The organism is Paenibacillus sp. NPDC056933, assembly GCF_042674385.1.
Lineage (GTDB): Bacteria > Bacillota > Bacilli > Paenibacillales > Paenibacillaceae > Paenibacillus.
On record NZ_JBHUQN010000001.1, the window covers coordinates 2,940,133 to 2,964,218 of the forward strand.

General features: G+C 45.6%; 15 protein-coding genes and 3 pseudogenes. 17 read left to right on the forward strand and 1 reads right to left on the reverse strand.

The annotated features are described in order from the left end of the window. Positions 1-14: 14 nt before the first annotated feature. The 13 genes and pseudogenes from ACFTRD_RS13045 to ACFTRD_RS13105 form a co-directional block, all read left to right on the forward strand. Positions 15-1,325, forward strand: a complete 1,311-nt coding sequence (locus ACFTRD_RS13045; RefSeq protein WP_379380416.1) for an ABC transporter substrate-binding protein — start codon at positions 15-17, stop codon at positions 1,323-1,325. Positions 1,326-1,392: 67 nt separating this feature from the next. Beyond that, positions 1,393-2,325, forward strand: coding sequence for a carbohydrate ABC transporter permease (locus tag ACFTRD_RS13050; RefSeq protein ID WP_379380418.1), 933 nt, complete (start codon positions 1,393-1,395; stop codon positions 2,323-2,325). 4 nt (positions 2,326-2,329) lie between these two features. Further along, positions 2,330-3,184 (forward strand): carbohydrate ABC transporter permease, encoded by an 855-nt coding sequence (locus tag ACFTRD_RS13055; protein ID WP_379380420.1) that lies wholly within the window; start codon positions 2,330-2,332, stop codon positions 3,182-3,184. Positions 3,185-3,656: 472 nt separating this feature from the next. Further along, a complete protein-coding gene (locus ACFTRD_RS13060; RefSeq protein WP_379380422.1) occupies positions 3,657-10,976 on the forward strand; it encodes a DUF5695 domain-containing protein in 7,320 nt (2,439 codons plus the stop codon). Positions 10,977-11,092: 116 nt separating this feature from the next. Next, complete coding sequence (locus tag ACFTRD_RS13065; RefSeq protein WP_379380424.1) at positions 11,093-11,428, forward strand: HTH domain-containing protein; 336 nt, start codon at positions 11,093-11,095, stop codon at positions 11,426-11,428. A 727-nt stretch (positions 11,429-12,155) separates the two neighbouring features. After that, a pseudogene (locus tag ACFTRD_RS13070) lies at positions 12,156-12,487 on the forward strand (sugar O-acetyltransferase); the annotation flags it as partial. A 639-nt stretch (positions 12,488-13,126) separates the two neighbouring features. After that, complete coding sequence (locus ACFTRD_RS13075; protein WP_379380426.1) at positions 13,127-13,792, forward strand: GntR family transcriptional regulator; 666 nt, start codon at positions 13,127-13,129, stop codon at positions 13,790-13,792. A gap of 19 nt (positions 13,793-13,811) precedes the next feature. Further along, entirely contained in the window at positions 13,812-15,503 is a 1,692-nt protein-coding gene (gene ilvD, locus ACFTRD_RS13080) for a dihydroxy-acid dehydratase (protein ID WP_379380428.1), read from the forward strand. 668 nt (positions 15,504-16,171) lie between these two features. Further along, on the forward strand, positions 16,172-16,639 hold the full coding sequence (locus tag ACFTRD_RS13085) for an Imm26 family immunity protein (protein WP_379380430.1): 468 nt from the start codon (positions 16,172-16,174) through the stop codon (positions 16,637-16,639). Between the two features lie 281 nt (positions 16,640-16,920). Continuing rightward, the gene (locus ACFTRD_RS13090; protein ID WP_379380432.1) at positions 16,921-17,532 is read left to right on the forward strand and encodes a DUF2239 family protein; all 612 of its coding nucleotides are present in this window, start codon (positions 16,921-16,923) and stop codon (positions 17,530-17,532) included. 142 nt (positions 17,533-17,674) lie between these two features. Then, positions 17,675-18,025 (forward strand): DUF1330 domain-containing protein, encoded by a 351-nt coding sequence (locus tag ACFTRD_RS13095; RefSeq protein ID WP_379380434.1) that lies wholly within the window; start codon positions 17,675-17,677, stop codon positions 18,023-18,025. An 18-nt stretch (positions 18,026-18,043) separates the two neighbouring features. Then, positions 18,044-18,937, forward strand: coding sequence for an alpha/beta fold hydrolase (locus tag ACFTRD_RS13100; RefSeq protein ID WP_379380436.1), 894 nt, complete (start codon positions 18,044-18,046; stop codon positions 18,935-18,937). A gap of 84 nt (positions 18,938-19,021) precedes the next feature. Then, positions 19,022-19,546 (forward strand): annotated as a pseudogene (locus ACFTRD_RS13105) (DinB family protein); the annotation flags it as partial. A 161-nt stretch (positions 19,547-19,707) separates the two neighbouring features. Here ACFTRD_RS13105 and ACFTRD_RS13110 read toward each other — a convergent pair. Beyond that, the gene (locus ACFTRD_RS13110; RefSeq protein WP_379380438.1) at positions 19,708-20,271 is read right to left on the reverse strand and encodes a GNAT family N-acetyltransferase; all 564 of its coding nucleotides are present in this window, start codon (positions 20,269-20,271) and stop codon (positions 19,708-19,710) included. Between the two features lie 424 nt (positions 20,272-20,695). Between ACFTRD_RS13110 and ACFTRD_RS13115 the strand changes: the two are divergent. The 4 genes and pseudogenes from ACFTRD_RS13115 to ACFTRD_RS13130 all read left to right on the forward strand — a co-directional run. Next, positions 20,696-21,178, forward strand: a pseudogene (locus ACFTRD_RS13115) (glycoside hydrolase family 78 protein); the annotation flags it as partial. Between the two features lie 212 nt (positions 21,179-21,390). Then, positions 21,391-22,227, forward strand: a complete 837-nt coding sequence (locus ACFTRD_RS13120) for an alpha/beta fold hydrolase (RefSeq protein WP_379380440.1) — start codon at positions 21,391-21,393, stop codon at positions 22,225-22,227. A gap of 509 nt (positions 22,228-22,736) precedes the next feature. After that, positions 22,737-22,883, forward strand: a complete 147-nt coding sequence (locus tag ACFTRD_RS13125) for a hypothetical protein (protein WP_379380442.1) — start codon at positions 22,737-22,739, stop codon at positions 22,881-22,883. 449 nt (positions 22,884-23,332) lie between these two features. Continuing rightward, complete coding sequence (locus tag ACFTRD_RS13130) at positions 23,333-23,890, forward strand: hypothetical protein (protein WP_379380444.1); 558 nt, start codon at positions 23,333-23,335, stop codon at positions 23,888-23,890. Positions 23,891-24,086: the final 196 nt, after the last annotated feature.

A 24,086-nucleotide genomic window follows, 5' to 3' on the forward strand; every position in this document is an offset into this window, starting at 1 on the left:
GAAGGGGATTGAACATGAAGAAAATGCACGTATGGTTAGGGGTATGTCTTCTTGTGGTGGTGATGGCTCTGAGTGGTTGCAGTACAACAAAGGAAACATCAGGCGGGATATCTGGAGAGGCAGGAAACGGAGGAGTGACCAAACTGGTCTTCTGGACTTTTGTGGATGCCCATCAGAAGTTTTATGAGAGCATGGCAGAGCAGTGGAATCAGGAGCATCCTGACCAACAGATTGAACTGGAAGCAACCACGATTCCATATGACGATATGCATACCAAGCTATTGCTTGCCTTGCAATCCGGTGTGGGCGCACCTGATCTGGTTGATATCGAGCAGAGCAAGTTCCCCAATTTTATGAAAGGTGTACCGCAGCTGGTGGATCTGACTGACATGATTCAGCCCGAACTGAATAACATTGTGCAATCCCGGGTGGAGATCTACAGCAAGGAAGGTAAATACTACGGTATCGATTATCATGTAGGAGCCACCGTCATGTATTACAACCGGGACATTCTGGATCAAGCGGGCGTTAACGCAGATGACATCAAAACATGGAGTGATTTCGAGCAGGCAGGGAAGCAGGTGCTCGAGAAGACAGGCAAACCGATGATCACGTTTGAAGGTAACGGGAACTGGTCCTGGTGGCCGGCCATTAGCCAGCAGAAGTCGGATCAGGTGGATGCCGATGGCAATGTAACGGTGAACGCCCCCATCAATATTGAAACGATGAAGTTCTTTCAGAAAATGGTCAAAGAAGGTGTTGCTGCTGTCGCGCCCGGTGCAGGGCATGACACGGAAGAATACTTCGGATATATGGATAAGGGGAGTGCAGCAGCAGTGTTTATGCCGTTCTGGTTCATGAACCGGTTCACCGATCATATTCCGGATCTCAAGGGCAAGATGATCATTCGCCCAATGCCGGCCTGGGAGGAGGGCGGTAATCGTTCCGCAGGCATGGGAGGTACAGCGACGTCCATTACCAACCAGTCCGCATCGATTGATCTCGCCGAGCAATTTCTCGCTTATGCCAAACTGTCCAAAGAGGGTAACATTCAGATCTGGAAGCAGCTTGGATTCGACCCGATCCGCACAGACGTATGGACAGATGCAGCCATGAAGGAGTCGAACAAATATACGGATTATTTCGGTGATGATATTTTTGACACCCTGCTGGGGGTTAAGGATGAGATTTCTCCAGTCCACATTCGGGAGAAGTCGCCTGAAGTATTCGATGCGGTGCGTAACAAAGCGATGCCAGAGATCTTCATTAATCTGAAGGATCCTGAACAAGTTCTGAATGACGTGCAGGCTGAATTGACTCGGTAAACGGTATTGTTGGGATCGTTTTTGATATAGAGTATATGGCTTATTCCAGGTAGGGGGTTGGTCCACAGTGCAGCTTCATAAGGAAACAACTGCTTCTGTACGCGCCACCAGGCGCCGGAGCATCAGAGTGAATTCCAGAACATGGGCTCCATATTGGTTTGTGTTGCCGTTTATCTTGTCATTTCTCATTTTTTTCGCTTATCCGTTGTTTCGGGCCGGAATGATGAGCTTTCAGCAGGTTCTCCCTGGCGATGTTCAGTTTGTGGGACTGGAGCATTACCGCAAACTCTGGAACGCCGACTTTCGGGCTGCACTGTGGAATAGCACACGTTACACCTTCTGGACGCTGCTGCTGTTGGTTCCGGTACCCATGGTGCTTGCCGTATTGCTCAATTCCAGTCGCATGATGGCGCGAAACCTGTTTCGCTCAGCCCTGTTTATTCCTGCACTGACGTCGGTTGTTGTGGCGGGGGTAGTATTCCGGCTCATCTTCGGAGAACTCGACGGAGCACTGTTGAATTCCGTCCTGAATGTCTTTGGCATTCCAAGCCAGCAGTGGTTATACAGTTCGTCACTCGCAATGGTTGCACTGGTCGTGCTCGCAGGCTGGCGCTGGATGGGCATCAACATGCTGTACTTTCTCTCTGCGCTCCAGAGCATTCCCAAGGATCTGTATGAGGCCGCAGATATTGATGGTGCTGGAGTGATGAGGAAATTCACGAGTATTACGGTGCCCATGCTTAAGCCGATTACCATCTATGTGATTACGATTACGCTGTATGGCGGGTATGCGATGTTCACGGAGAGCTATATGCTCTGGGCAGGCAAACCCTCTCCGCAAAATATCGGACTGACGATGGTGGGTTATATCTATCAGCAGGGATTCCAATATTTCAATCTCGGATTCGGTGCAGCCATCGGCATCACATTACTGGTGATCACGCTCCTGATCAGCATGCTTCAGCTGACCGTGCTGGGCATGTTCAGGAAGGAGGATTAGAACCTTGAGTGGACAGAGAACTAAAATTAGTGCTGCTTCTGTTCTGTTACTGGTGTTGTTTGCAGTTTTGGCTGTCTTGATGTTATTTCCATTGTATGCACTGATGCTTGCTTCACTGAAGCCAGCTGCCGAACTGTTCCGGTACGGCCTCAACGTTCGTTGGGACTGGGCCTTAATGAGCCTGGACAATTATAAGACGATCTTTGCCGGATCGGGAGCGGCAGGCCATTATTTCACGTGGTACAAAAACAGTCTGGTCATCACCGCGTTGTTCACGGTTTTGAGCCTGTTGTTTTCGTCCATGGTCGGTTACGGACTTGGCGTGTACCGGTTCAGAGGACAGAATCTGATCTTCACCCTCGTGCTGGTTGTGATGATGATTCCGATGGAAATTATTATCCTGCCCCTGTATGAATTGACAATTAAACTGAAGCTGATCAATACAGTGTGGGGTGTCATTCTGCCTTTTGTGGTGGCCCCTTTGCCGATCTTTTTCTTCAGACAATTCGCTCAGGGTTTGCCCAAGGATTTTATGGATGCTGGCAGAATTGACGGCTGTACCGAGTTTGGCATCTTCTTCCGTATCATGGTGCCGCTGATGGCCCCGGCATTTGGCGCAATTGCTATCTTGCAGGCCATGAACAGCTGGAATAACTTTCTCTGGCCACTCATTGTGCTGCGGACAACGGAACAATTTACCCTGCCGATTGGGCTGGCTTCCTTCGTATCCCCGCTGGGCAATCATTATGAGGAACTGATCTCAGGAGCCGTGCTTGCCATTGTGCCCATCTTGATTCTGTTTCTTTTCTTTCAGCGGTACTTTATCTCAGGTCTCACGGTCGGCGGGGTGAAAGGTTAAAGCAAACTCCCTCTATACGACGAAATTGATGTGTCAGGAATAAGATCGAGTTCGAAGGGAGTCAGAGGCGATGAAAACATGAATGAAGCTTGGGGCAGATTTTACCCTCACTGCGCTAGCAACCGGCGCCGCTGGGAGACAATGAAGCAAATGCAAGCACAAAAATAGAAGTGCAGCGCTTTGATGGAAAGTACTACACGAAAAAAAATTACGTTATCAACATATTGTCAATTTTCGTATGCAGGGACGTTGAAGGAGTTGTCCTCTGAAAGGATCCTAAATGGTGTAAGCTCCATGTACGAGGAAGTCACGGATTATCTTAACAATTTACTTCAAGGCTCTACTTTAGCCGAAAGCATGAACGTCATTTTCTATTGATCGGTCAAAGGTCATTCGTAGAGGGCACTTTACTTACCGGTTTAAGAGAATTAATCCCCTAATCGATAGGATCACATGTATACAGGAGGTTATAATGACAATGATTTCGAAGAAGTGGAAGCCGCTAATGATCGCGCTGCTACTGGCTTTTCCAAGTCTGCCGTTGCAGATTAGCGCTTTGCCTGATGTCGCGGCGGCTGCAGTAAAGACAGGTATCTCCAATGCCAGCCTGTCGGCCAAAGTCGGCGACTTAGGCCAGATAGAAGAGCTCTACATTAACAACAATCCTACCAATAAACAGGGGGAGCCCATCAATTTCGTCCTGCCTAACACTACATCACCGCAGAATGGTACCCAGCACCAGTGGATGGGTGAAATGATCTTCTCTTACCGTACGGGTGCCGATGGACAATTCCCTGACAACAGGGACGGCTTTGTAGAAGTTGATACCAATAAAACATTGGCCGCCGGAGGATCTACACAATATTCGACCATCAATCCTGATAACCCCTATATTAACAAGACAGCATCAGCAGACGGCAAGAAGGTAGAAGTCAACTTTATCGGACATAACCTGGCCTCTACGGACCAGCGGGTAATGAAGGGCTTTGATGTGAAGTCAGTTTTCGATATGGAGACCAATGATGGTTCAATGCTGTGGGAAATTACAGTGAAGAACAAGAGCAGTCAGTATATTGAATTCGGGGATATCGGTTTGCCGATGCCATGGAATAACAAATACCAGACCTTATCCGATACTTATGATGACCGTGTGACGGTGCATAATTTCGCAGGTGCTGACAGCGGCTATTCCTATGCTATCCGCACCAGTGGTGAGGGGAACTTCATGCTCTTCACCCCGGTGCCGGAAAGCGGCGCTCGAATCGAGTATGTGGATTATTGGATGCATGAAGCTGGAGAGCGGCGTGCTGCAGATACCTTTAAGAACTGGACAGGGGACAGTGGCGGCTGGTATCCGGGGCTGAACGTGCTCTATATCCACTCCAAAGAAATCCAAAAAACGGGACGCGGATACTTCACCGATGCTTCCAGCCTCGTCCTAGGACCAGATGAGTCCAAGACGTATAAGTTCAAATTCTCAGCGGTCCGTGGAGGCGACAATACTCCGCAGGAAAGCGCCCAAAGCCCAAATAACAGTTCGACCTCAATGGAAGACCGCGAAGCCAATCTTCGGTCCATCTTATATAAATCAGGCATGATTGATGCCGTAGCGGTGCCGGGCTTCCAGACAGCGATCAATATGCCTGTAAAGCTAGACCTGCACTATGACGACAGTATCGTTGAAGTACAGTCCATCGATATTCAAAATGTGGCGGAAAATGATCCGTTTGACGAAGCGCATATTCCGGATATCAAGCCTGGGAAGAGCAGAAAGGAAATGGTTGACAACTCGCGGGCCGGACGTGGACTGCCTGACGGAAACCCCGGCTACAACGAGTCGGTTGAGTTTGTGGAGACCAAAATCGTAAATGGTGAACAGCATCATATCTATTCACTTCGGTTTGATTCGATCGGCAACAACAGCGTGCGTATCGATTATAAGCTGAAAGACGGCAACGAATGGGTGGATAAATTCACTCAATTTGAATTCAATGTTCTAGCCGAACTGGATGCAATCTCGGATGCCCATTCCGAATTCATGGCCCAGCAAACACAGGATAAGAACCCGGATAGTCCGACTTACGGTAACTATTTCGACTGGTACCTGTCAAGCGGCATGGATCTCAACACAAACCATTGGGGAGATGACTGGAGCCATGACAATATCAACTTCATGACGATGAAGAACTATCTGGCCCCTAACCCCGATGAAATTCGCTCAATTGAAACATACCTGATCGACTTCATGTGGGGACGATACATGAAGAATACTCAGGATAGCTATATCGTTGCGAACTGGCTGAAAGACTCTGGAGCGTACACCGACAAAGATAAGCCTTATACACGTACATTCTCCGAAATCATGGAAGCTACCGGATTTTTCAACATGTACCGAATTCAGAAGGCATATCCCAATCTGATCGAGTACCGGGAATCGCCTCAGTTTTATCTGGAGAAAGCTTATAACATCTACTATAAGCGTGTTTCCACCGGGGCCATCGGATTCTATGGCGAGCAGCAAGTCCCGGATATGATTGAAGCGCTGAAAGAAGAGGGGATGCAGACCGAGTCAGCCAATCTGCAGAAGAACTTCGCCCTCGACAAGGGACGCAATATGACTAGAGCCACGTATCCTTACGGCTCGGAATTTGAATATGATAATACTGGCGAAGAAGGGGCTTATGCAGCAGCAAAGGCGCTGCGCACTTACTATCCTGCAGACGCGCTTACAGGCGCAGCTGAGAAAAGTATGGAAATGGCCGATTGGAAAACACGTGCCATGCGCGGGATACAGCCTACTTGGTTCCATTATTCCGTGCCCGTCTTCCGCGGGGGTGAAGGCTGGTGGAATTTCCAATATACTGCGTCTTTAGCAGGATACATTATGGATGACTGGCTAAGGTATGAGAATGATGGCAGATCGGTGGAGCAGACCGCAATTGCACAGCAGCGCAATTATGCGGCGAAAATTTCGAATTTTAACGCTGTCAATATGGGACAGATTTCGGCGAATTCAGTTGGCAGCACCTCTTGGAGATATTCGATGTATAAGGGAGGCACGGGTACGAAGGACGTATACGATGGCGGCTCACGCGTCATGAGTAACGGCTGGAATGATTTTTCGGGTGAATCAGAAGAAGGCCTCTATGGTTCCTTACTCAGCATTAGCTCCGATATTGTTACAGATCCCATATTCGGGCTGTTTGGATATGGAGCGCTGGTGACTGATGAAGGAGACAGCTACAACATTACGCTGAAAGACGGTTTCGGCAAGCGGATCAATCTGATCGATGAGAAAATCTATTTGGAGCTGGAAAGCGATAAAATAGAAAACGCGCAAATTCAAAAAGATGGTAAGGGCTTTACTCTCCAGCTCCTCAATCTTTCCGGGAAAGAGCATACTTCACGAATTTCATTCGATGGAGCGGGGATGGAGGATGGCTACTATACCATGAAGCTGAATGGTGCAGCTGCTGGACAGTTCTATGTTAAGAACAATGAAGGCGTTGCCATGTTTCAGATGGGCAGTGTGCAGCGTGCTGAATTGACCATTGAAAGGTCAGCAGGCGGTGAAAATGAAGCTCCGCGAATGAATGTAGAGCTGGCAACACAACATCCGCAGGCGTTGATTCCATTTATGCTGAATGGAATTGTGACCGACGATGGCGCCCCGGAGGGGACTCTGTCCTATCAATGGGAAGTGATCAGCGCCCCGGAAGGCGGCAAGCTAACTTTTAATCATCCGAAAGCAAGTATGACACAGGCTACGGGTACCAAAGAAGGCTCTTATACCGTTAAGCTTATTGCAAATGATGGACAACTGACTGGCTCCGGGCAGGTAACCTTCGAGCTGGCTTCACCGCCTGATAAACAACCTCCAGCAATTGGCCAAGTGACTGCGGTTCAGGATGTTGCCAATAACAGTATCGTGGTATTGTCCGGGGAGGCTATTCCTGACCCTGTGCATAGCGAGGCAGAAGAACCCCAGTTGGAATACACTTGGGCCGTGAAGCAAAAGCCTGAAGGTTCGGCGGATATTTCTTTTGTGGATGGTGACAAAGCAGCTGCCTATGCGCGTGTAAGCAAGGCCGGCACCTACACGTTTACCTTCAGTGCGGCAGACGGAGACAAGAAGGCCAGCAAGGATGTGAGCATTGAGATCAAGGAAGATACAGTGGATGTTTACCGGGCACTCAGTGTAGTGACCAAGAAGAATACTGAACCAGAACTTCCTAGTCAAATCTATATTCTGTCAGAGGACGGCTATCAGGAGCAGGAAATCACTTGGGATGTTATTGATCCGGTCAGCTATGCTAATACAGGCCAATTTGAAGCCAAGGGAAGCGTCAATGGCAGTGTACTAGAGGTTCGGGCTACCGTATATGTCGTGAATACTGGGCTGCAGAATGCGGCGCTGACAGCCAAAGCCGCGGCAAGCTTCTCTGGTGGCGACGGATATCCGGAAGCGATGAATAACGGCATTGAACCTAAGAGCTCGGCAGATTTCTCGCCGAACCGCGGTGCAACCAACAGTGCATGGCATAACTGGGGAAGAGAAGGAGATCCGGCATGGGTGACGTATGAATGGGATCAGCCATTCCTGGCCTCTTCCATGGATGTATACGTATTTCAGGACAACGGCGGGAACTTCCGTCCAAAGGATATGCAGCTAATGCTTCGCGGCCAAGATGGGAAATGGTACACCCCGCGGGGCATTAAGGGACTTGGCAATGAGCTAAATAAGTATAATACAACTACCTTTGAGCCCGCATATATTACAGGTGTCCGTATGGACATGAAACCTTCAGTTAATGGCTGCGGTATTCTGGAGTGGAAGGTAAACGGCTACACCGGCGCGGTAGATAAGTCAGAACTGATCAAGGTCTATAACTATGTAAATACATTAAATGCCTCGAACTTTGCAGATCCTGGCCTTGGACCAATTGAAGAGGCGAAGACAGAAGCTTCTGCTGTAATCAAGAATATGAATGCCACAGACGGAGAAATTACCCTGGCGCTGGAAAAGCTGCTTATGGGTTTGCGTCTGCTCAGTCCGAGAGACGGCAATATGGCCTTCCTCGCAAATGCTTCATCCAGCTACACCTCCCCTTGGGAGAGCCTGGCGGCAGTGAATGACGGGAAGAAGGCTGGCAACAACATCGCGCATTGGGGAACCTGGGGTCACGAAGGCGCAGAGGAGTGGGTGCAATATGAATGGCCGCAGGGTGCCTCCATCCGGAGTTCGAATCTCGTGCTGTGGTCAGATGCCGGCGGGATCAAGCCGCCTACCAAAATTGTATATTCCTACATCCCGGCGGATAGTGCTACCGATGAATGGGTAACAGCGGGAACGGTTACGGAAGGAATCAAAGTAGTTGAACATTCTCCGGCGGAATCCTCCAATCCGTATACGTTTGATCCAGTGCTGAATGTAAAGGCACTGCGGGTGACCCTGACCAAGCAATCACAGGCAGGCGATAACGGTGTCGGCCTATGGGAATGGGAAGTTCTCCAGGCCGGATCCATTCCTGATCGCGAAGCTCCAGTAACACCGGCCGGGGTGGCACCGTCCATTCTCCGTGGAGATGACGGCAAACTGATTGGTGTTACAAGCGAAATGGAGTATAAGAAGGAAGGCGAAGAAGAATATACTGCAATTGCAGGAACTGAGGTTACAGGCCTCACCGCCGGTAAATATTATGTCCGGTATATGAAGACCGATTCGCTGAGCGCTAGCCTGGATAAGGAAGTAGTTATACCGGCTGGGCAGACACAGGAGCAGGCTGCACCAGATGCGAGTGGGTGGGTAATCTCACACGCCAATTCGGATACCAACACAAAAGGCAAAATTGAGGGTTTAAATGATACGATGGAATACCGGAAGCTGGGCGAAGAGGATTACGTACCTGTTACAAGTACAATTATCAGCGATCTGGAGCCTGCCAGCTATCAGATCCGGTACGCAGCCACAGACAGCCTAAAGGCAAGTCCGCCGGTAACCGTAGACATTCGCAATGAAGCCAAGGAAGGCAGAGAGGCACCCACAGCAGATGGACTGGTCATTACACCGCCTACAGCGGCAGGCGGAAATGATGGCAGAATCGAAAATGTGACTGCCGATATGGAGTACCGGAAGGTGGATCACGGTGTATACATGCCGGTCAGTGGAACCAGTATTGAAGGCCTGGAGGCCGGCAGCTATGAGCTCCGGTACGCCGGAACAGATATGAGCAATCCAAGTCCTGCTATCCTTATCGTCGTTCCTGACGGAACCAAGCAGGAGCAGAATCCGCCGTCCAATGCAGAGGTCAAGGCTGTAAATGTCAGTGCAGCCGGGGCCAAGGACGGTAAGATAACTGGTGTAAGTCCTGCAATGGAATACCGGCAAGAGGGAGGAGACACTGGCAACTGGAATGCGATCACAGGCACAGAGGCTACAGGTCTTGGCAACGGAATCTACGAAGTGAGATATAGAGAAACGGCAACTCATTATGCCAGCCAATCCCTTATAGTCGTCATCAGCAATCCGGTCAAAAATCCAGATCCGACGGAAACACCGGTGTCAACGGATGCACCTGTGACAGTCAAAGCACCTTCACCGACTCCTGAAAACGTAATAGTCAAAGGGAACTTGATCAAGATTGTGGCACCAAAGGCGGATACCAAAACCGGAATAGCTAAAGGAGCACCCATCCGGCAGGAAGATCTTAATAAGGCTCTGGAGCATGCGCAAGCGGACAGCAGCAATGTTAAGACGCTCAGGGTGGAAATACCGAAAGCAGAGGGAGCAAATTCCTATGTAATTGAGCTTCCTGCAGCTGCACTAACCGCAGATCATGGCAACATCAAGATAGAGATTAATACGGAATTTGGTACCATTACCGTACCTTCTAATATGCTGAACTATGCATCAGGTGCCAAGAGTGTGGAACTGGCACTGAGCCGGCTAGATACTGCAAAGCTTGATTCAGAAGTAAAATCCGTAACAGCCAACAGACCTGTTATTGCATTAACTGTCAAATTGGATGGAGTAGAAATGGTAGCCCTGAATGCACCGGCTGAGATCAGACTGCCCTATGCTCCTGGTGTTGAAGAATTGGCCAATTCCAGATACCTTACAGTTTCGTATGTGGCTGCAAATGGTAAGTTTGTTCAGCTACTGAATGCCAGATACGATAGTTCTTTACAAGCCATGGTTTTTCCAGCGGCAAACACAGGTGAATATGCAGTTGTGTATACTAAAAAGTACTTCAATGATGTCATCAAGGATTCGTGGTATGCACCAGCGGTTGAAACAATGGCGTCCAAAGGATTCATCGACGGGACATCAGCAACAAGCTTTGGTCCCGGCCAAAAGGTCACAAGAGGTGAGTATCTAGCCTGGTTGGTAAGGACACTGGAGCTTAAAACGGAGTTCGACACCACCTTCAGTGATATTGAGCGAACAGATCTCTATTATGAGGAAATTGGAATCGCCAAAGCACTCGGGATCGCCCTGGGCTCGAACGGCAGCTTCTATCCGGAAACGGAGATTGCTAGACAAGATTTGACTGTGCTGACCATGCGGGCCTTGCGGGCAATGGGAAAAACCCAGCAGACCAGTACAGCTGAGGATCTCAAGAGATTTACAGATGCGGCATATGTAGCGAAGTACGCAGCTGATGATATGGCTGCAATGGTTAAAATGGGTTTCATAAATGGGCGAAGCAATTCCATCTTGAGTCCTGCCGGAACGACAACCAGAGCAGAAGCTGCTCAGGTTCTGTATAATATTTTCTTGCAGCTAAAATAAAAGAAACCGACCTTGATCCTGTTTAAAATGTCCCCTATAAGATGGACACTTTGAAAAAGTCCATCTTATAGGGTATTTTGTTTATAATGAAAAAAAGATGTTGGAGCGGATATGTTATGACGAAAAGATTACTGACGAAGAAAGAACAAGAACAATTAAAACCAAATTCAAATGTAATCGCTGTTAGTGAAAAGGCGATTGCATACACCGATGAATTTATGCGCCATTTCATTGCGCAAAATGAACAGGGTAAACCTCCCCGTGAAATTTTTGAAGAAGCCGGCTTAGATGTTAAATGTATTGGTCTGGAGCGTATCCGTTCTGCTGGGAAACGTTGGCGTGCTTCCTATCGTGAGGCGGGTGTAGAGGGGTTACAGGATACACGTAAAACGAACTCAGTTCGCCCATCGGAACGTGTCGAGGGACAAGAACATGTTCCCATTGTCGATTAGATGAATACCTAAGTGGGAGTGGTGGTCTCATTTTTCGTCGTCTTCTATAACCAAAAAATGAGGGACCAACAAATGACTCCAATGTTCGATTCACTCTTAAAGCACTTAGATGAGAAAGGACTATCTCTACGATGATTGCAAAATAAAGGGATGATACCGACAAATTCGGTTGAGCCGATACGAAAGCCGCGAGCCGCGAGGCGCAAATCCAAATGGCATTCCAGAACTGAACAGAATGCTATTATTTGCGTGAAGTGCGGAGGAGCAATAGCAAACGGGATAGCAATTATTTGGTATTCACCGTCTTTTTCATGTCGGGTTGCGTGTTCATGAGCTCTGTGACTTGCTGCGTGACGAGCTGGTGCATAGTGTCTATGCGCGTGGTAAAGGTTTCAGGGATCGGGAGATGTTAGATGAAAAGAAGTAATAATCTTATTATTTTGGAGATCTGATTATCGGGGCTTCATTGTTTTTAAATATGGTGAAAAAGTTGAAGAATATTTTCAAAGGAGCACACAATTTTTTGGTTTAAAACTCATCGAGGTCTGACTTCTAATGGTGTTGTAGGTAACGGCACATCATGATGTTTTTCTGTGTACACTTAATTTGATAGCACGTTCCAGGATAAAAAAAGCGTACATGAAACATAAACAGTAAAGCAAACAAGTGTTTTAATCCCCCGGTTCATCAGCCCTAGATCCCAAGAGACCCGGCAAAAGCATCTGGAGTTGGGGAACACTTCTATGCCAATTTTGATTGTACGATCCTGGATGTCTGCGAAGTGCGGATCGGTAATCACTGTTTGCTTGGACCTGCTACACGGCCCCCCCCCCTTTAGATCCATTCGAACGAAACATAGATCCTGAATACGGAAAGCCAATAACTATTGGAGATAATGTTTGGATAGGCGGAAGCTCTGTAATCAATCCAGGTGTAACCATTGGTAATAACGTCGTGATTGGATCTGGTTCAGTGGTAACCAAGAATATTCCAGACAACATGATTGTTGGGGGTAATCCTGCAAGAGTGTTTAAGGAGATAGAAATACAACAACACTAAATATTAATAGGGAAGCCTACTACCTATTATACAATGCCAAGGTCACTGGATTTAATCAGTGCTCTTGGCTTTTACTGCGGTCGCGATATGCCAACTGGTGGACCAAGAAACCATTACTTTTGATACATTCATCAAAGATTGCTTAGAAATTTCTTTATCTTATTTCAAGTAGTGATATTACTTATGGGCGATAAATCAGGTGCAGAAATAAATTCCTCAGTATACGCCAAGATTAGTATAAGAGCGCATGTATTAAGTAAATCAACCATATGAGAGGAAGTAGAAAAATGATTATTAAAAACTTTATTATAAAATTACTGAGGTTCACGATGAAATATCTTCAGCAATGAATGGCGAATGCTTGATATTGGGACAATCACAGAAGACGAAGCAAAAAACATTTAATCAACCAAAGTAATAATAATAACGGTATGGAATAACCTTTATCTTCAATTTTCGCTTATGCAAAGTGAACCGAAACCAGAGCTGCAGGAATGTCGAGGGACAAGAACATCGTCCCATTACTGACTAGGGATGTATCTAATTTAAATGAAACTACAAAAAAATAAATTATACGTTGCATTCAATATATGTATGCGATATATTGCATATAAGAAATTGAAAGTAAGGATGATAACAATGCCGATACCTAAAGATTTTGCATCACCTGTCCGGATGTCCGCAAAAGAAAGAACATTTTCCCAGATTCAACGATGGATTATAGATGGTACGCTACAACCAGGTGAAAAGCTTATTGATGCTGAATTGGCGGAATGGCTTGGAGTAAGCCGGACACCTGTTCGGGAAGCATTTCAGTTACTCGAAGTACAAGGTCTCGTTTCCATGCATCCTGGAAAAGAAACAAAAGTAACGGAAATCGAGAAAGACGATATTTTTAAGATGTATTCAACTATGGCAGCTCTTCATGCCTTAGCAGCTGAGGTTACCGCTAAGATTATTGTTCCAGAGCAGATAGAGCAACTGAGAGCAATTAATCAAGAATTTGCAAGTGCCATTAAGAGTGGTCAACCTTACCAAGCAATGGAGACGGATGAACAATTTCATAACCAGATCGTGGAGCTTTCAGATAATCCATATGTGACTACATTCAGTGCATCGCTTCAGATTCACATTCGGCGATTTAAATACGTGTTCTTAAAGCAGCCTATTACTGCCACACAAGCTTCTGTCGAAGAGCATGATTCCATTATTAAAGCTTTTGAGAGCAAGGATAGCGATTATGCTCAGGTATTAATGAAACAAAATTTCATCCGTCCGATGCAGGAGCTGAACGAAATACTTTGAACTGAGGGGGCAAGGAAAGATGGAAAAGGGAAACGATCTTCGTATTCGAAGCAAGGTAATCAGTGAAGGTGTTAACCGTGTACCGAACAGAGCGATGCTGCGTGCAGTTGGTTTTACTGATGAGGATTTCAAAAAGCCAATGATTGGCGTAGCTAGTACTTGGAGTGAGGTAACCCCGTGCAATATGCACATAAATGAATTAGCTATTCAAGCCAAGCAAGGTGCACGTAACCATGGCGGTGCTCCACTAATTTTTAATACGATTACAGTTTCAGATGGGATCTCGATGGGGCATGGAGGAATGTTGTTCTCGCTGCCGAGCAGGGAAGCTATTGCAGATTCTATTGAAATTGTCGCCGGGGCCGAGCGTTTTGACGGCATCGTAGCCATAGGTGGATGTGACAAGAACACTCCTGCATGTTTGATGGCAATCGGACGGATGAATATTCCATCCGTCTACGTATATGGCGGAACGATTCAACCTGGCAATCTCGACGGTAAAAATGTTGATATCGTTTCAGCCTTCGAAGCAGTTGGCCAATATCATGATGGAAAAATGACAGATGAACAACTTCATAAGGTAGAATGCAGCGTCTGCCCGGGTCCAGGATCTTGTGGGGGTATGTATACCGCTAATACTATGGCCGCAGCGGCAGAAGCAATGGGAATGTGTTTACCCGGTTCCTCTTCTACGCCAGCCATTTCCACTGATAAAGCAGCTGAATGTGCAGCAGCAGGTAAACAGGTCATTTCACTACTTGAACAGGAAATCTACCCAAGAGACATTATGACGAAGAAGGCGTTTGAGAATGCGATTACCGTTGTGATGGCTTTGGGTGGTTCAACAAATGCGTTCCTCCATTTGCTGGCCATTGCGCATTCGGTAGAAGTTGATTTAACATTAGACGATTTTGAGCGAATCCGCTTGCGTGTTCCACATTTGGCAGATCTTAAGCCTAGCGGCCAATATGTCATGCAGGATTTGAATGAAGTTGGCGGTATTCCGGGGGTAATGAAGTTATTGCTCGCTGAGGGACTCCTTCATGGTGATTGTCTTACAGTCACTGGAAAAACCTTGGCAGAGAACCTAGCCGAAGCAACTCCACTTCAAAATGACCAAGAGATTATTCGCCCATTAGATAAACCACTTAAGCCAAATGGACCATTGGTTGTGCTTAGAGGTAACCTCGCTCCTGAAGGCGCTGTTGCCAAAATGTCAGGTATGAAGAAACAGCAGTTTTCCGGTCCGACAAAGGTGTACGACAGCGAAGAGGAAGCGACGGAAGCTATTATGAAAAATGAAATTCAACAAGGAGATGTATTGGTCATACGCTATTGCGGTCCCAAAGGCGGACCAGGTATGCCTGAGATGCTATCCGTTACCGCATTAATTGTAGGTAAAGGTCTTGGCGGGGAAGTTGCCCTTATAACAGATGGTAGGTTCTCGGGTGGCTCGCATGGATTTGTAGTCGGCCATGTGTCACCCGAAGCACAGGTAGGTGGACCGATCTCTCTGCTGAGGAATGGGGACATAATCACCATTGACAGCGAAATACAGGAGATAATGGTTCAAGTGACAGAAGAAGAGTTGGCTGCTCGGGCGCAAGAATGGGTGCAACCTCCGCTTAAAGTAAGTTCTGGCGTACTAGCCAAATATGCTAGACTAGTTTCCTCTGCATCAAGAGGTGCAGTAACAGATATGTTTGAATAAAATATATCCGTTTTGTCAGAACTATGGTTAAGCTAATTCCTGGTGTTGATTTCAACAGGACTGGCATGCTTAATGCACGCCTTACTTCATTCGTGGTTAGAAATCAAAGGCGCAATAGTCGATGTGTCTATCCAGCAAGAAAGGGGTTCTTTGACTTTAAAGGTATGCCGATCATAGCTGTCAAGGTTCCTGACGGAATGGAACGGAACTTTACGGATATAGAGAAGTTAGCGAAACTCCAATAGCCTATGCTCAAGAAGCTGCCAAAAATATGGGGTTCGTTTACGAGGCTTGGATCAGAAAGCATAAGCTTGAAGCGTTAATTGAATATAAGAAAATGGTAGAAGAAAATAGTTGAAAAGGAACTTGTATATGTCAATGGATTAAGACTTAGCGCATTCTTAATATACTGTCAGATCGATTTAAACGATCTGACAGTATATGCATTTAATCACATATATAAAAGAAAGGATCACCAATTATAAAATGTACCCTAATAAGATAGACACTTTGAAAAAGGTCATCTTATAGGGCTTTTTTTGTTTATAATGAAGAAAAAATGAGCGGTGGTAGGAATGAGATGACCAAAAAAATATTCACAAACCAACAAAAGGTGGAAAGAATATGGTATAAGCCCACCTAAAAAGAAATAATGAGGGAGACTAATAATGGCAAAAAAGGTTACGGCAAAGATAGGAGATGTCTTCGCAATAAGAATTAATCAGGGTCGTTATTGTTATGGACAAGTTGTTTCTAAAGGAAGGATATCAGATTGTATGATTGTATATGATTTGGTATCAATGGAACACCCAAAGGTCAGTGAAATCACGTCGAAACCAATCATTTTCTTAATACAGACTGTAAATTCTAGGATTGAAGATGGCATCTGGAATGTGATTGGAAATGGGCCAGTACCAAGCATGACATTTCCGTTGTACAAAGTGGAAACTGAAGATGGATATAAGTTGGTGGATCATAAAGGTGATGTTGTGAATGAAGACCCCAGTGCTTCGGAGATTGAAAATGTTCCCGAATTGGAGTCTTGGTCACCTGTTAGTCTAGAAAAAGCAGTCAATGCTAGGTTTGTAACAGGAGAATGGGAACCGTATTATAATGAGTTAATTTATACAGGTTAGTTTTATGTTTAACCACAGACGACGCGAGATTGGATCTATTCGTGGACGCCATTGCAGTTCGCGGCAGGAGGGCTGCGGGAAGTGATGTACTTCGGGGACTAGATGCACAAGAACTTGTACCGATTGCCGGAATGGACAAGAACATATACAGATTTTCAATTAGATATTTATCTAAATGGGTGACGAATTTAATGCACCAACAATTATACCCGGGTAATATTGACTTATTTTTTTACCCGGGTATAATTATCAGAGAAGAACTGAAAAGAAAGAGGTGTAACATGAGGACTGTACCCACTCAAATAAGCTGTACTGCCTTTGTAGGGATAGAGCGCATTGCCGAAGGTACCTTACAGCACGTTGTTGCTATCGTAAAGGATACCCTGAATGATAAAGAATTCGCCCAATTGCTTATCTTTGATGATTTTACCGGAAAACCAATCGATATTGATTTCCGTGGGAAAACAGCCGAGGTACTTCAACGGTTAAGCAATTCGGCTGGACATGTACCGGATGCAGCAGAAAGTGAACAACCAACACGTCGGGTTGGTCGTCCCAAGCTGGGGGTGGTATCCGGTGAGGTTACTTTGCTTCCTCGACATTGGGATTGGCTTAAATCTCAACCCGGAGGAGCCTCTGTAACTTTGCGAAAACTGGTCGATGAAGCTCGACGTTCCGGGAAAAATGAGAGTAAGGTTCGCGCGGCACAAGAAGCAAGTTATCATTTTATGACAGCAATGGCGGGCGATTTCCCTCAGCACGAAGAGGCCTTGAGAGCACTGTATGCTGGGAATCAGGATCGTTTCCACCAATTGATTGACAACTGGGCACCCGATATCAGAGACCATATCAAAACATTAGCCGAGAATGCATTTATAAAGGAAGAGACCTAAGAGCAACGTCAGAACTGTTGACAATAGAAGAAAAAATAATGAAAGGAATGTTATGAACGTGACTGAATTGATTCGTTACATTGAACCGACTCAAAACACTGGCATGAAGTTTGTACGACGAAACATTGAGGGGAGTATATTCATGTTAAATCTGCTGCGTTTTCGTGATATTGCAGACTACACATCTCACCCTGAGTTAACTCCTAATGAACCGATCAGTGGGGCGGAAGCTTTCGACCGATATATTAAACACACGCTTCCGTTTTTACATGAAAGTGAGGGGGAGATCGTTTTTATGGGCAATGGTGGGGAATATCTAATTGGCCCCGAAGACGAAAATTGGGATCTTGTCATGTTGATTCGTAAGAGCAGCATGCAGTCGTTTCTTGCTTTTTCGAATCATAAAGCATACCTGGCAGGTATTGGACATCGGACTGCGGCCATTGAAGATTCTCGCCTGCTACCCGTTACAGAGCTTCCTAAAGTCATTTAAATGAAGGAGAAAACAACAATGAATATTCTGAAAGTAAACGGCATTGATCTCGCATATGACAGCTATGGCAACGAAACTGACGAAACCGTTCTTCTGATCGCCGGGCTTGGAACGCAGATGATCCGTTGGACCGTTCCATTATGTGAAATGTTGGCGGCGCGTGGATTTAGAGTCATTCGCTTTGACAATCGGGATACCGGTCTATCCACACACTTTAACCACTACGCTACGTTGGATTTTGAAGCACTCGCAAAAACACTAATGTTGGGACAGCGCCCGGATATTCCATATACACTCGATGATATGTCTGACGATGCAATTGGACTGCTAGACGCTCTTGAGATAAAAAAGGCACATTTTGTTGGCCGCTCCATGGGCGGCATGATCGCCCAGCTTGCAGCCAGCAGATACCCTGAACGGGTTCTGTCCCTTACTTCCATCATGTCAACAACAGGAAACCCCGAGCTTCCACCAACATCTCCGGAAGTCATGGCGTTGATGACTCGGCCTGCACCGAATCCGATGGAGGATGAGGCAGGGTATTTAGCTCATAGCTTGGCTTTTGCCAAACGCATTGCCGGCACCGGCTATCCGTTCGAAGAGGACGAGTATCGTTCACTCATTCGAGAGGAAGTCCAGCGAGCTTATGATCCGGGCAGTGTTGGGCGACAAATTGCAGCAATTGCAGTTTCTGGCGACCGTCGTACGCATTTGGCAAAAGTAAAAGTTCCAGCATTAATTATCCATGGAATGGACGACCCGATGTTTGTCCCAGCATGTGGCGAAGATACAGCGAAAGTCATCTCTGGTGCAGAGCTCATGTTGCTTGAAGGCATGGGACATGATCTGCCACCGCAACTTTTTCAGATTGTTGCTGATGGCATCGAACGTACAGCCCGGCGCAAAGGATAACACGTTTGAAACGAAGAACTAGTATTGATTGCCGAAATGGACAGAACATATTCAACTGAAGCGAACCCGAAAAGGAGACTGCTTATGAATTTTAATATTTATGAAGCCCTGGATATGTTGGAACGTACACCCAAAACATTGGAATGTCTCTTATCCGGTCTAACGGAGGGGTGGCTATGTAACAATGAAGGGGAAGGAACCTGGACTCCGGTCGAAGTCATTGAACACCTCATAGAAGCAGAAAAATGGAACTGGGTCACACGATTAAAAACCATTGTTGCTCATGGGGAGAAAATATCCTTCACCGCGTTTGACCGCTTCTCTCATTTGAATCGCCAATCGAAAAGAACGGTAGAAGAAGCATTATCCGAGTTCCATGACATTCGAATGGATAGCCTGGCTTATGTCAGGCTGATCGCGAAGAAAAACTTTGATCTGGAGCAGAACGGTTTGCATCCGGAATTCGGTGTCGTTCGAATAAGCGAGCTGCTCTCCGCGTGGGTTGTACATGATCTGACGCATATCTCGCAAATTGTTCGAGTGATGGCGGAAAGATACCGGGAAGACGTTGGACCTTGGAGCGCTTACTTAGGCATCTTAAATAAAAAATTACCTTCTTTGATTGAAAATATCAAAATAAATAGTGGATCGGGAGACAGGAAGGATGCAAGTTGTATTCAAGTAGCAGCCTGCCAGCAGGCTGCTCTTTTGTTAGAATATAGGCTTTTTAATTTTTGATGTTCCATTAAGCATATTACGTTCGTGATTTGTTAATGACGCTTGGTTAACCACTCCGATTGCAGCATTGCATATTGATACTCATCTACCCATTTGCCTTTGGACATGTAATTTTGGAGCAAATGCCCTTCACGTCTCATCCCTAAACGCTCCAGAACGCGAATGGATTTTTCGTTTCGCACATCGGTAAAAGCGATCATTTTATGTTTGTTCAGCGAGCCAAAAACATAGTCAAGTACAGAGTAAAGAGCCTCATGCATATATGCTTTTCCTTGATATTCTGGTGCAAGAGTAAATCCGAGTTCCACGATTCGAGGTTCGGCTCCAAGTGTATGAATTGCACAATCTCCGATAATTTGATTGGACTCAGCCAAAGCAATGGCGTATTGAAACCACGTACCCGGTTGATCATGGCTTTGCATCATTTGCTTTTGAACAAACGCTTCCGCATCTTCATACGTATAATCCTCCCAGGATTGAAACCGGGAAACATCCGGGTTAGCCCGGTATTGATAAAACGACTGCACATCGTGCAAACCAAATTGCCGTATAACAAGGCGATCAGTAACTGCGTATACTCCGCTTGAATTCTCCAAAAGTTAACCTCTCTTTTCCAGTAGTTCTTAAACCGTTCTTAATTTTAAAAATTCGATGAGCCATTCCGACAATTGCTGCTGTGCTTTGCTGATAAATCGGTCAGCATATTACATCAACTCCAGGTGACGAACAGGAGTGGGCGCAGAAATAGGAATCGATACGATATCATACCATTCCGGATGTTGTTTTAGCCTCTCTCTCGGTTGTACGGTCGCACCGATGCCGGCCGCAACCAGCTGTAACAGGGAGGGTTAGTGCCAAAATACACTAAATTACGAATTTGATCAATGATTTGCGTTGCTTGAACAAATAGAAGACCAGTAAATCAAGCACTTATAATAAAAGGATACAACATTGACGCCCATTCATTGTAAGCGCTTAATTATATTAGTAACGTAAAAGGTTTAATGGGAGGTCTTCACGATGCTAAAAGTGAAAACGCTTCGATGCGAACATTTCAATAATCCGATCGGGTTGGGTTGTCTGAAACCTCGGTTCAGTTGGCATATCGTATCGGACAACACGTAGGTCATTCAAAAACGCGTTCAGCTGCAAGTATCATTAAGTGCAGAATTCGATACTCTACTCTGGAATCATTTCACTTATTCCGAGCAATCTGTTCTTGTTCCCTACGAGGGGCCACCGTTGGAATCGGGGCAACGATATTATTATCGGGTCAAAGTTTGGGCTCGAGGAGCGGAACACGCTGAGGCTGAAGAGTCGGCATGGACCGAGCCTGCCTTTTGGGAAATGGGCCTGCTACATGAACAAGACTGGAAAGTTAAATGGATTACTGTCCGGGAGCGAAGCACGCACGAGGGGTATAAAGCTCGGGCGCCATTTGCCACAACCAAAAGATTTTCGGTAGATGGTAAGGTTTGCAAAGCGATCATTTATGCGACTTCTGAGGTAAATCACTCACCTTAATAAAGATGTAATGCTCAATAATGTCTACTCCCTATAAATTATTCATGGATCGTCAATCAAGTGCATCATAGACTAATTATATCTATAAATTAACGATTTATTTCTTGAGTACAATTGACAATAATAGATTCCATATGTAGCATTTGATTAGTATCAACCAAATAAAACTTAATTAAATGGAGGGATTTTCCATGGCTAAAGTAAACGTAGGCGAAGAGAATGCACAACCCATTCAACTGTATTACGAAGATCACGGCGAGGGGAAACCCATCATCCTTATTCATGGCTGGCCTTTAAGTGGACGATCCTGGGAGAAGCAAGTACCTGCCCTGATAGAAGCTGGTTACAGGGTTATTACGTATGACCGTCGTGGTTTTGGTCAGTCTTCCCAACCTTGGGATGGCTATGACTATGATACATTTGCTTCAGATTTACATAAATTGATTGTACACCTTGATTTGCGCGATGTTACACTGGTCGGTTTCTCCATGGGAGGCGGTGAAGTGGCTCGCTATGTCGGAACATTTGGAACGGAGCGGGTATCCAAAGCTGTTTTTGCCGGAGCTGTCCCTCCTTACCTGTATAAATCCGAAGATAATCCTCAGGGAGGATTGGACGATGCAACAATTGAAGAATTCCAAAATGGGGTTAAGGGAGATCGTCTAGCCTTCTTGGATGCATTCACGAAAAACTTTTTCGCTGCAGGAGATCGTACTGATCTGGTGAGCGAACCGTTCCGTCTATATAACCGGGATATTGCTGCTTTCGCATCACCTAAGGGAACCCTGGATTGTATTGCTGCCTTTGCACGTACCGATTTCCGTCAAGATCTGGAGAAATTCAATATTCCGACCTTGGTTATTCACGGTGATTCCGATTCTATTGTGCCACTGGAAGTCAGTGGACAGCGTACACATGAATCCATCGCTGGCAGCCAACTTGTTGTGGTAGAAGGTGGACCGCATGGCTTTAACGCGACACATTCTGAAGCATTTAATGCAGCGCTTATCGAATTTTTGAATAGCTAAGCTTGGATGAAGACCGGTTAGATAGACATACGAAATAAATAAAGAGCAGGGTACCCTAATAGTAAGGATGTCCTGCTCTTTTAACGATTGGCAGATCTGTCGAGGGAAAGAACATATTCCCATTGAAGTCGCTATTTAAGCGGCTTTTTTTTGTTTTATAGTACAAATTCTTGTCCCGAGTCGAAGACAAGAACTTGTACCTATTGCCGATTTGATAGATGTTAAATCATACAGGAGTAGAGTGTGAGCAGTGTAATGTGCTGGAAGAGGCCATATGACGGTGGCTTAGTCTACAACTTTATTTTCCGCGCCTAATACTTTATTTTAATTGAACAGAAGGAAAAAAAACCTTTTACAATCATTGTCAGTACGTTATAATACACTCATCAAGTGGATTACCTAACAAGAAAAGTGAAATATTGTAATTTCCTTTTCGCAGTCATGTAGCCACCCTCGGCTGGTCATAGTCTTGAGTTGCTTATTACATAATAGATATCGGAGGTATGGTTATGGTCAAGAAGAAAATTTCCACAGCCCTCAGCGCAGCTTTAATCGTTTCTATGCTGGCTACTGGCGTGTTAGTCGCTATCCAAGCTAAAACAACGTTAGAGGTAGCGAAGTCAGCAGGGGATAAAAAGGTTGAAGTTATTAAATGAAGAAGCTATGTGAGACTCTAGTAGTCCCAATTAGGGGGATTCGAAGCACCTGATTCGAAAGTCAAGGGAATCAAAAGACACCACAGTGGTAGTAGTTAAAGATAGAAAGTGAACAAAAATAGTAAATTTATTAACCCCAGCTCGGTTAACCCAGCTGGTTTTTTTCATTATGGAGTGGAACAGAGTACGACGGCAGTCGGTCCAAGTTCTTGTCCTTAAATTTTAATAATGTCGAAGGACAAGAACATTATGTCATTGCTGATTAGATTATTATCTAAACATAAACATGGTAGAAATCGTGTCGCGTGACAAAAGCATAAACCCATAAAAATTGATAAAATAAAGCTGCCGCTGTTGGTGACGGTCATGCTGTAAGTGATTGTACCCCCGATAACGGCATCAACAGACTGGGGAGCTTTTAACCACCAGGACATTTCCGAGGCGATATTTTGGTTAATATTAGAAATGTCCTCTCTGTAATGCTTTTTACAACAGCGACATTTGGAGCGGGAATCTGCGGCTGTATCACCGGTGTGGATGTGATATTGGAAGAAGCAGAGCCAGAAAAGACACTTGAGGTATTGCTGACGGTTGACTGGTTGTTATTCTGTGAAGGAATCGGTATTGTTATCCTCACCTCGGTGCGCTGGGGTTCCCGTTACCGCGTACAATCCGTGCTTGTTTGCGCTGTACCTTCGACCATTACTTACTGCTTATTGATCATTCCAGTCATTCTGTCCTTTTGGTTCATCAATACAGGGGGCTCGCGGGCATATTTTATGCGATTTGGGATGACCGAAAATATGTCTATACCGATTTATCCCCGACTGATTCAGAGTCATGAACGGAGTCGATGGCAGGGGAAGCACGTACTGGAGATCGCCTGCGGCAGGGGCGGAAAGATAGGCACTCTGCAAAAGCTACGGGCCATGCATCGTCGCTGGCCTCGATTTGACAGCAAAATAATATGGAGCATATTGTGGTCTTGTACATACGTTCGAAACTAATGACACATCGAATTTTATTCATCAGTTTATAAGTAAACAGTTCTCAAACAGGTTAATAGAGAATACTACTTCATATGCGCTTACAGATGATGATGTTAAATTTATCAAGAAAGAAAATTTCCCACCGAATGCCAGGAAATGGTTAGATGGTTAATATGTATCGGCCATTTCTAGCTAGTTTAAATGTAACGGTCAA

Bases quoted from the DNA above. Each gene is read 5' to 3' on its own strand.
- ACFTRD_RS13045 (WP_379380416.1), top strand. From the start codon at position 15: ATGAAGAAAATGCACGTATGGTTAGGGGTATGTCTTCTTGTGGTGGTG.
- ACFTRD_RS13060 (WP_379380422.1), top strand. From the start codon at position 3,657: ATGACAATGATTTCGAAGAAGTGGAAGCCGCTAATGATCGCGCTGCTA.
- ACFTRD_RS13065 (WP_379380424.1), top strand. From the start codon at position 11,093: ATGACGAAAAGATTACTGACGAAGAAAGAACAAGAACAATTAAAACCA.
- ACFTRD_RS13075 (WP_379380426.1), top strand. From the start codon at position 13,127: ATGCCGATACCTAAAGATTTTGCATCACCTGTCCGGATGTCCGCAAAA.
- ilvD (WP_379380428.1), top strand. From the start codon at position 13,812: ATGGAAAAGGGAAACGATCTTCGTATTCGAAGCAAGGTAATCAGTGAA.
- ACFTRD_RS13085 (WP_379380430.1), top strand. From the start codon at position 16,172: ATGGCAAAAAAGGTTACGGCAAAGATAGGAGATGTCTTCGCAATAAGA.
- ACFTRD_RS13090 (WP_379380432.1), top strand. From the start codon at position 16,921: ATGAGGACTGTACCCACTCAAATAAGCTGTACTGCCTTTGTAGGGATA.
- ACFTRD_RS13095 (WP_379380434.1), top strand. From the start codon at position 17,675: ATGTTAAATCTGCTGCGTTTTCGTGATATTGCAGACTACACATCTCAC.
- ACFTRD_RS13100 (WP_379380436.1), top strand. From the start codon at position 18,044: ATGAATATTCTGAAAGTAAACGGCATTGATCTCGCATATGACAGCTAT.
- ACFTRD_RS13120 (WP_379380440.1), top strand. From the start codon at position 21,391: ATGGCTAAAGTAAACGTAGGCGAAGAGAATGCACAACCCATTCAACTG.
- ACFTRD_RS13125 (WP_379380442.1), top strand. From the start codon at position 22,737: ATGGTCAAGAAGAAAATTTCCACAGCCCTCAGCGCAGCTTTAATCGTT.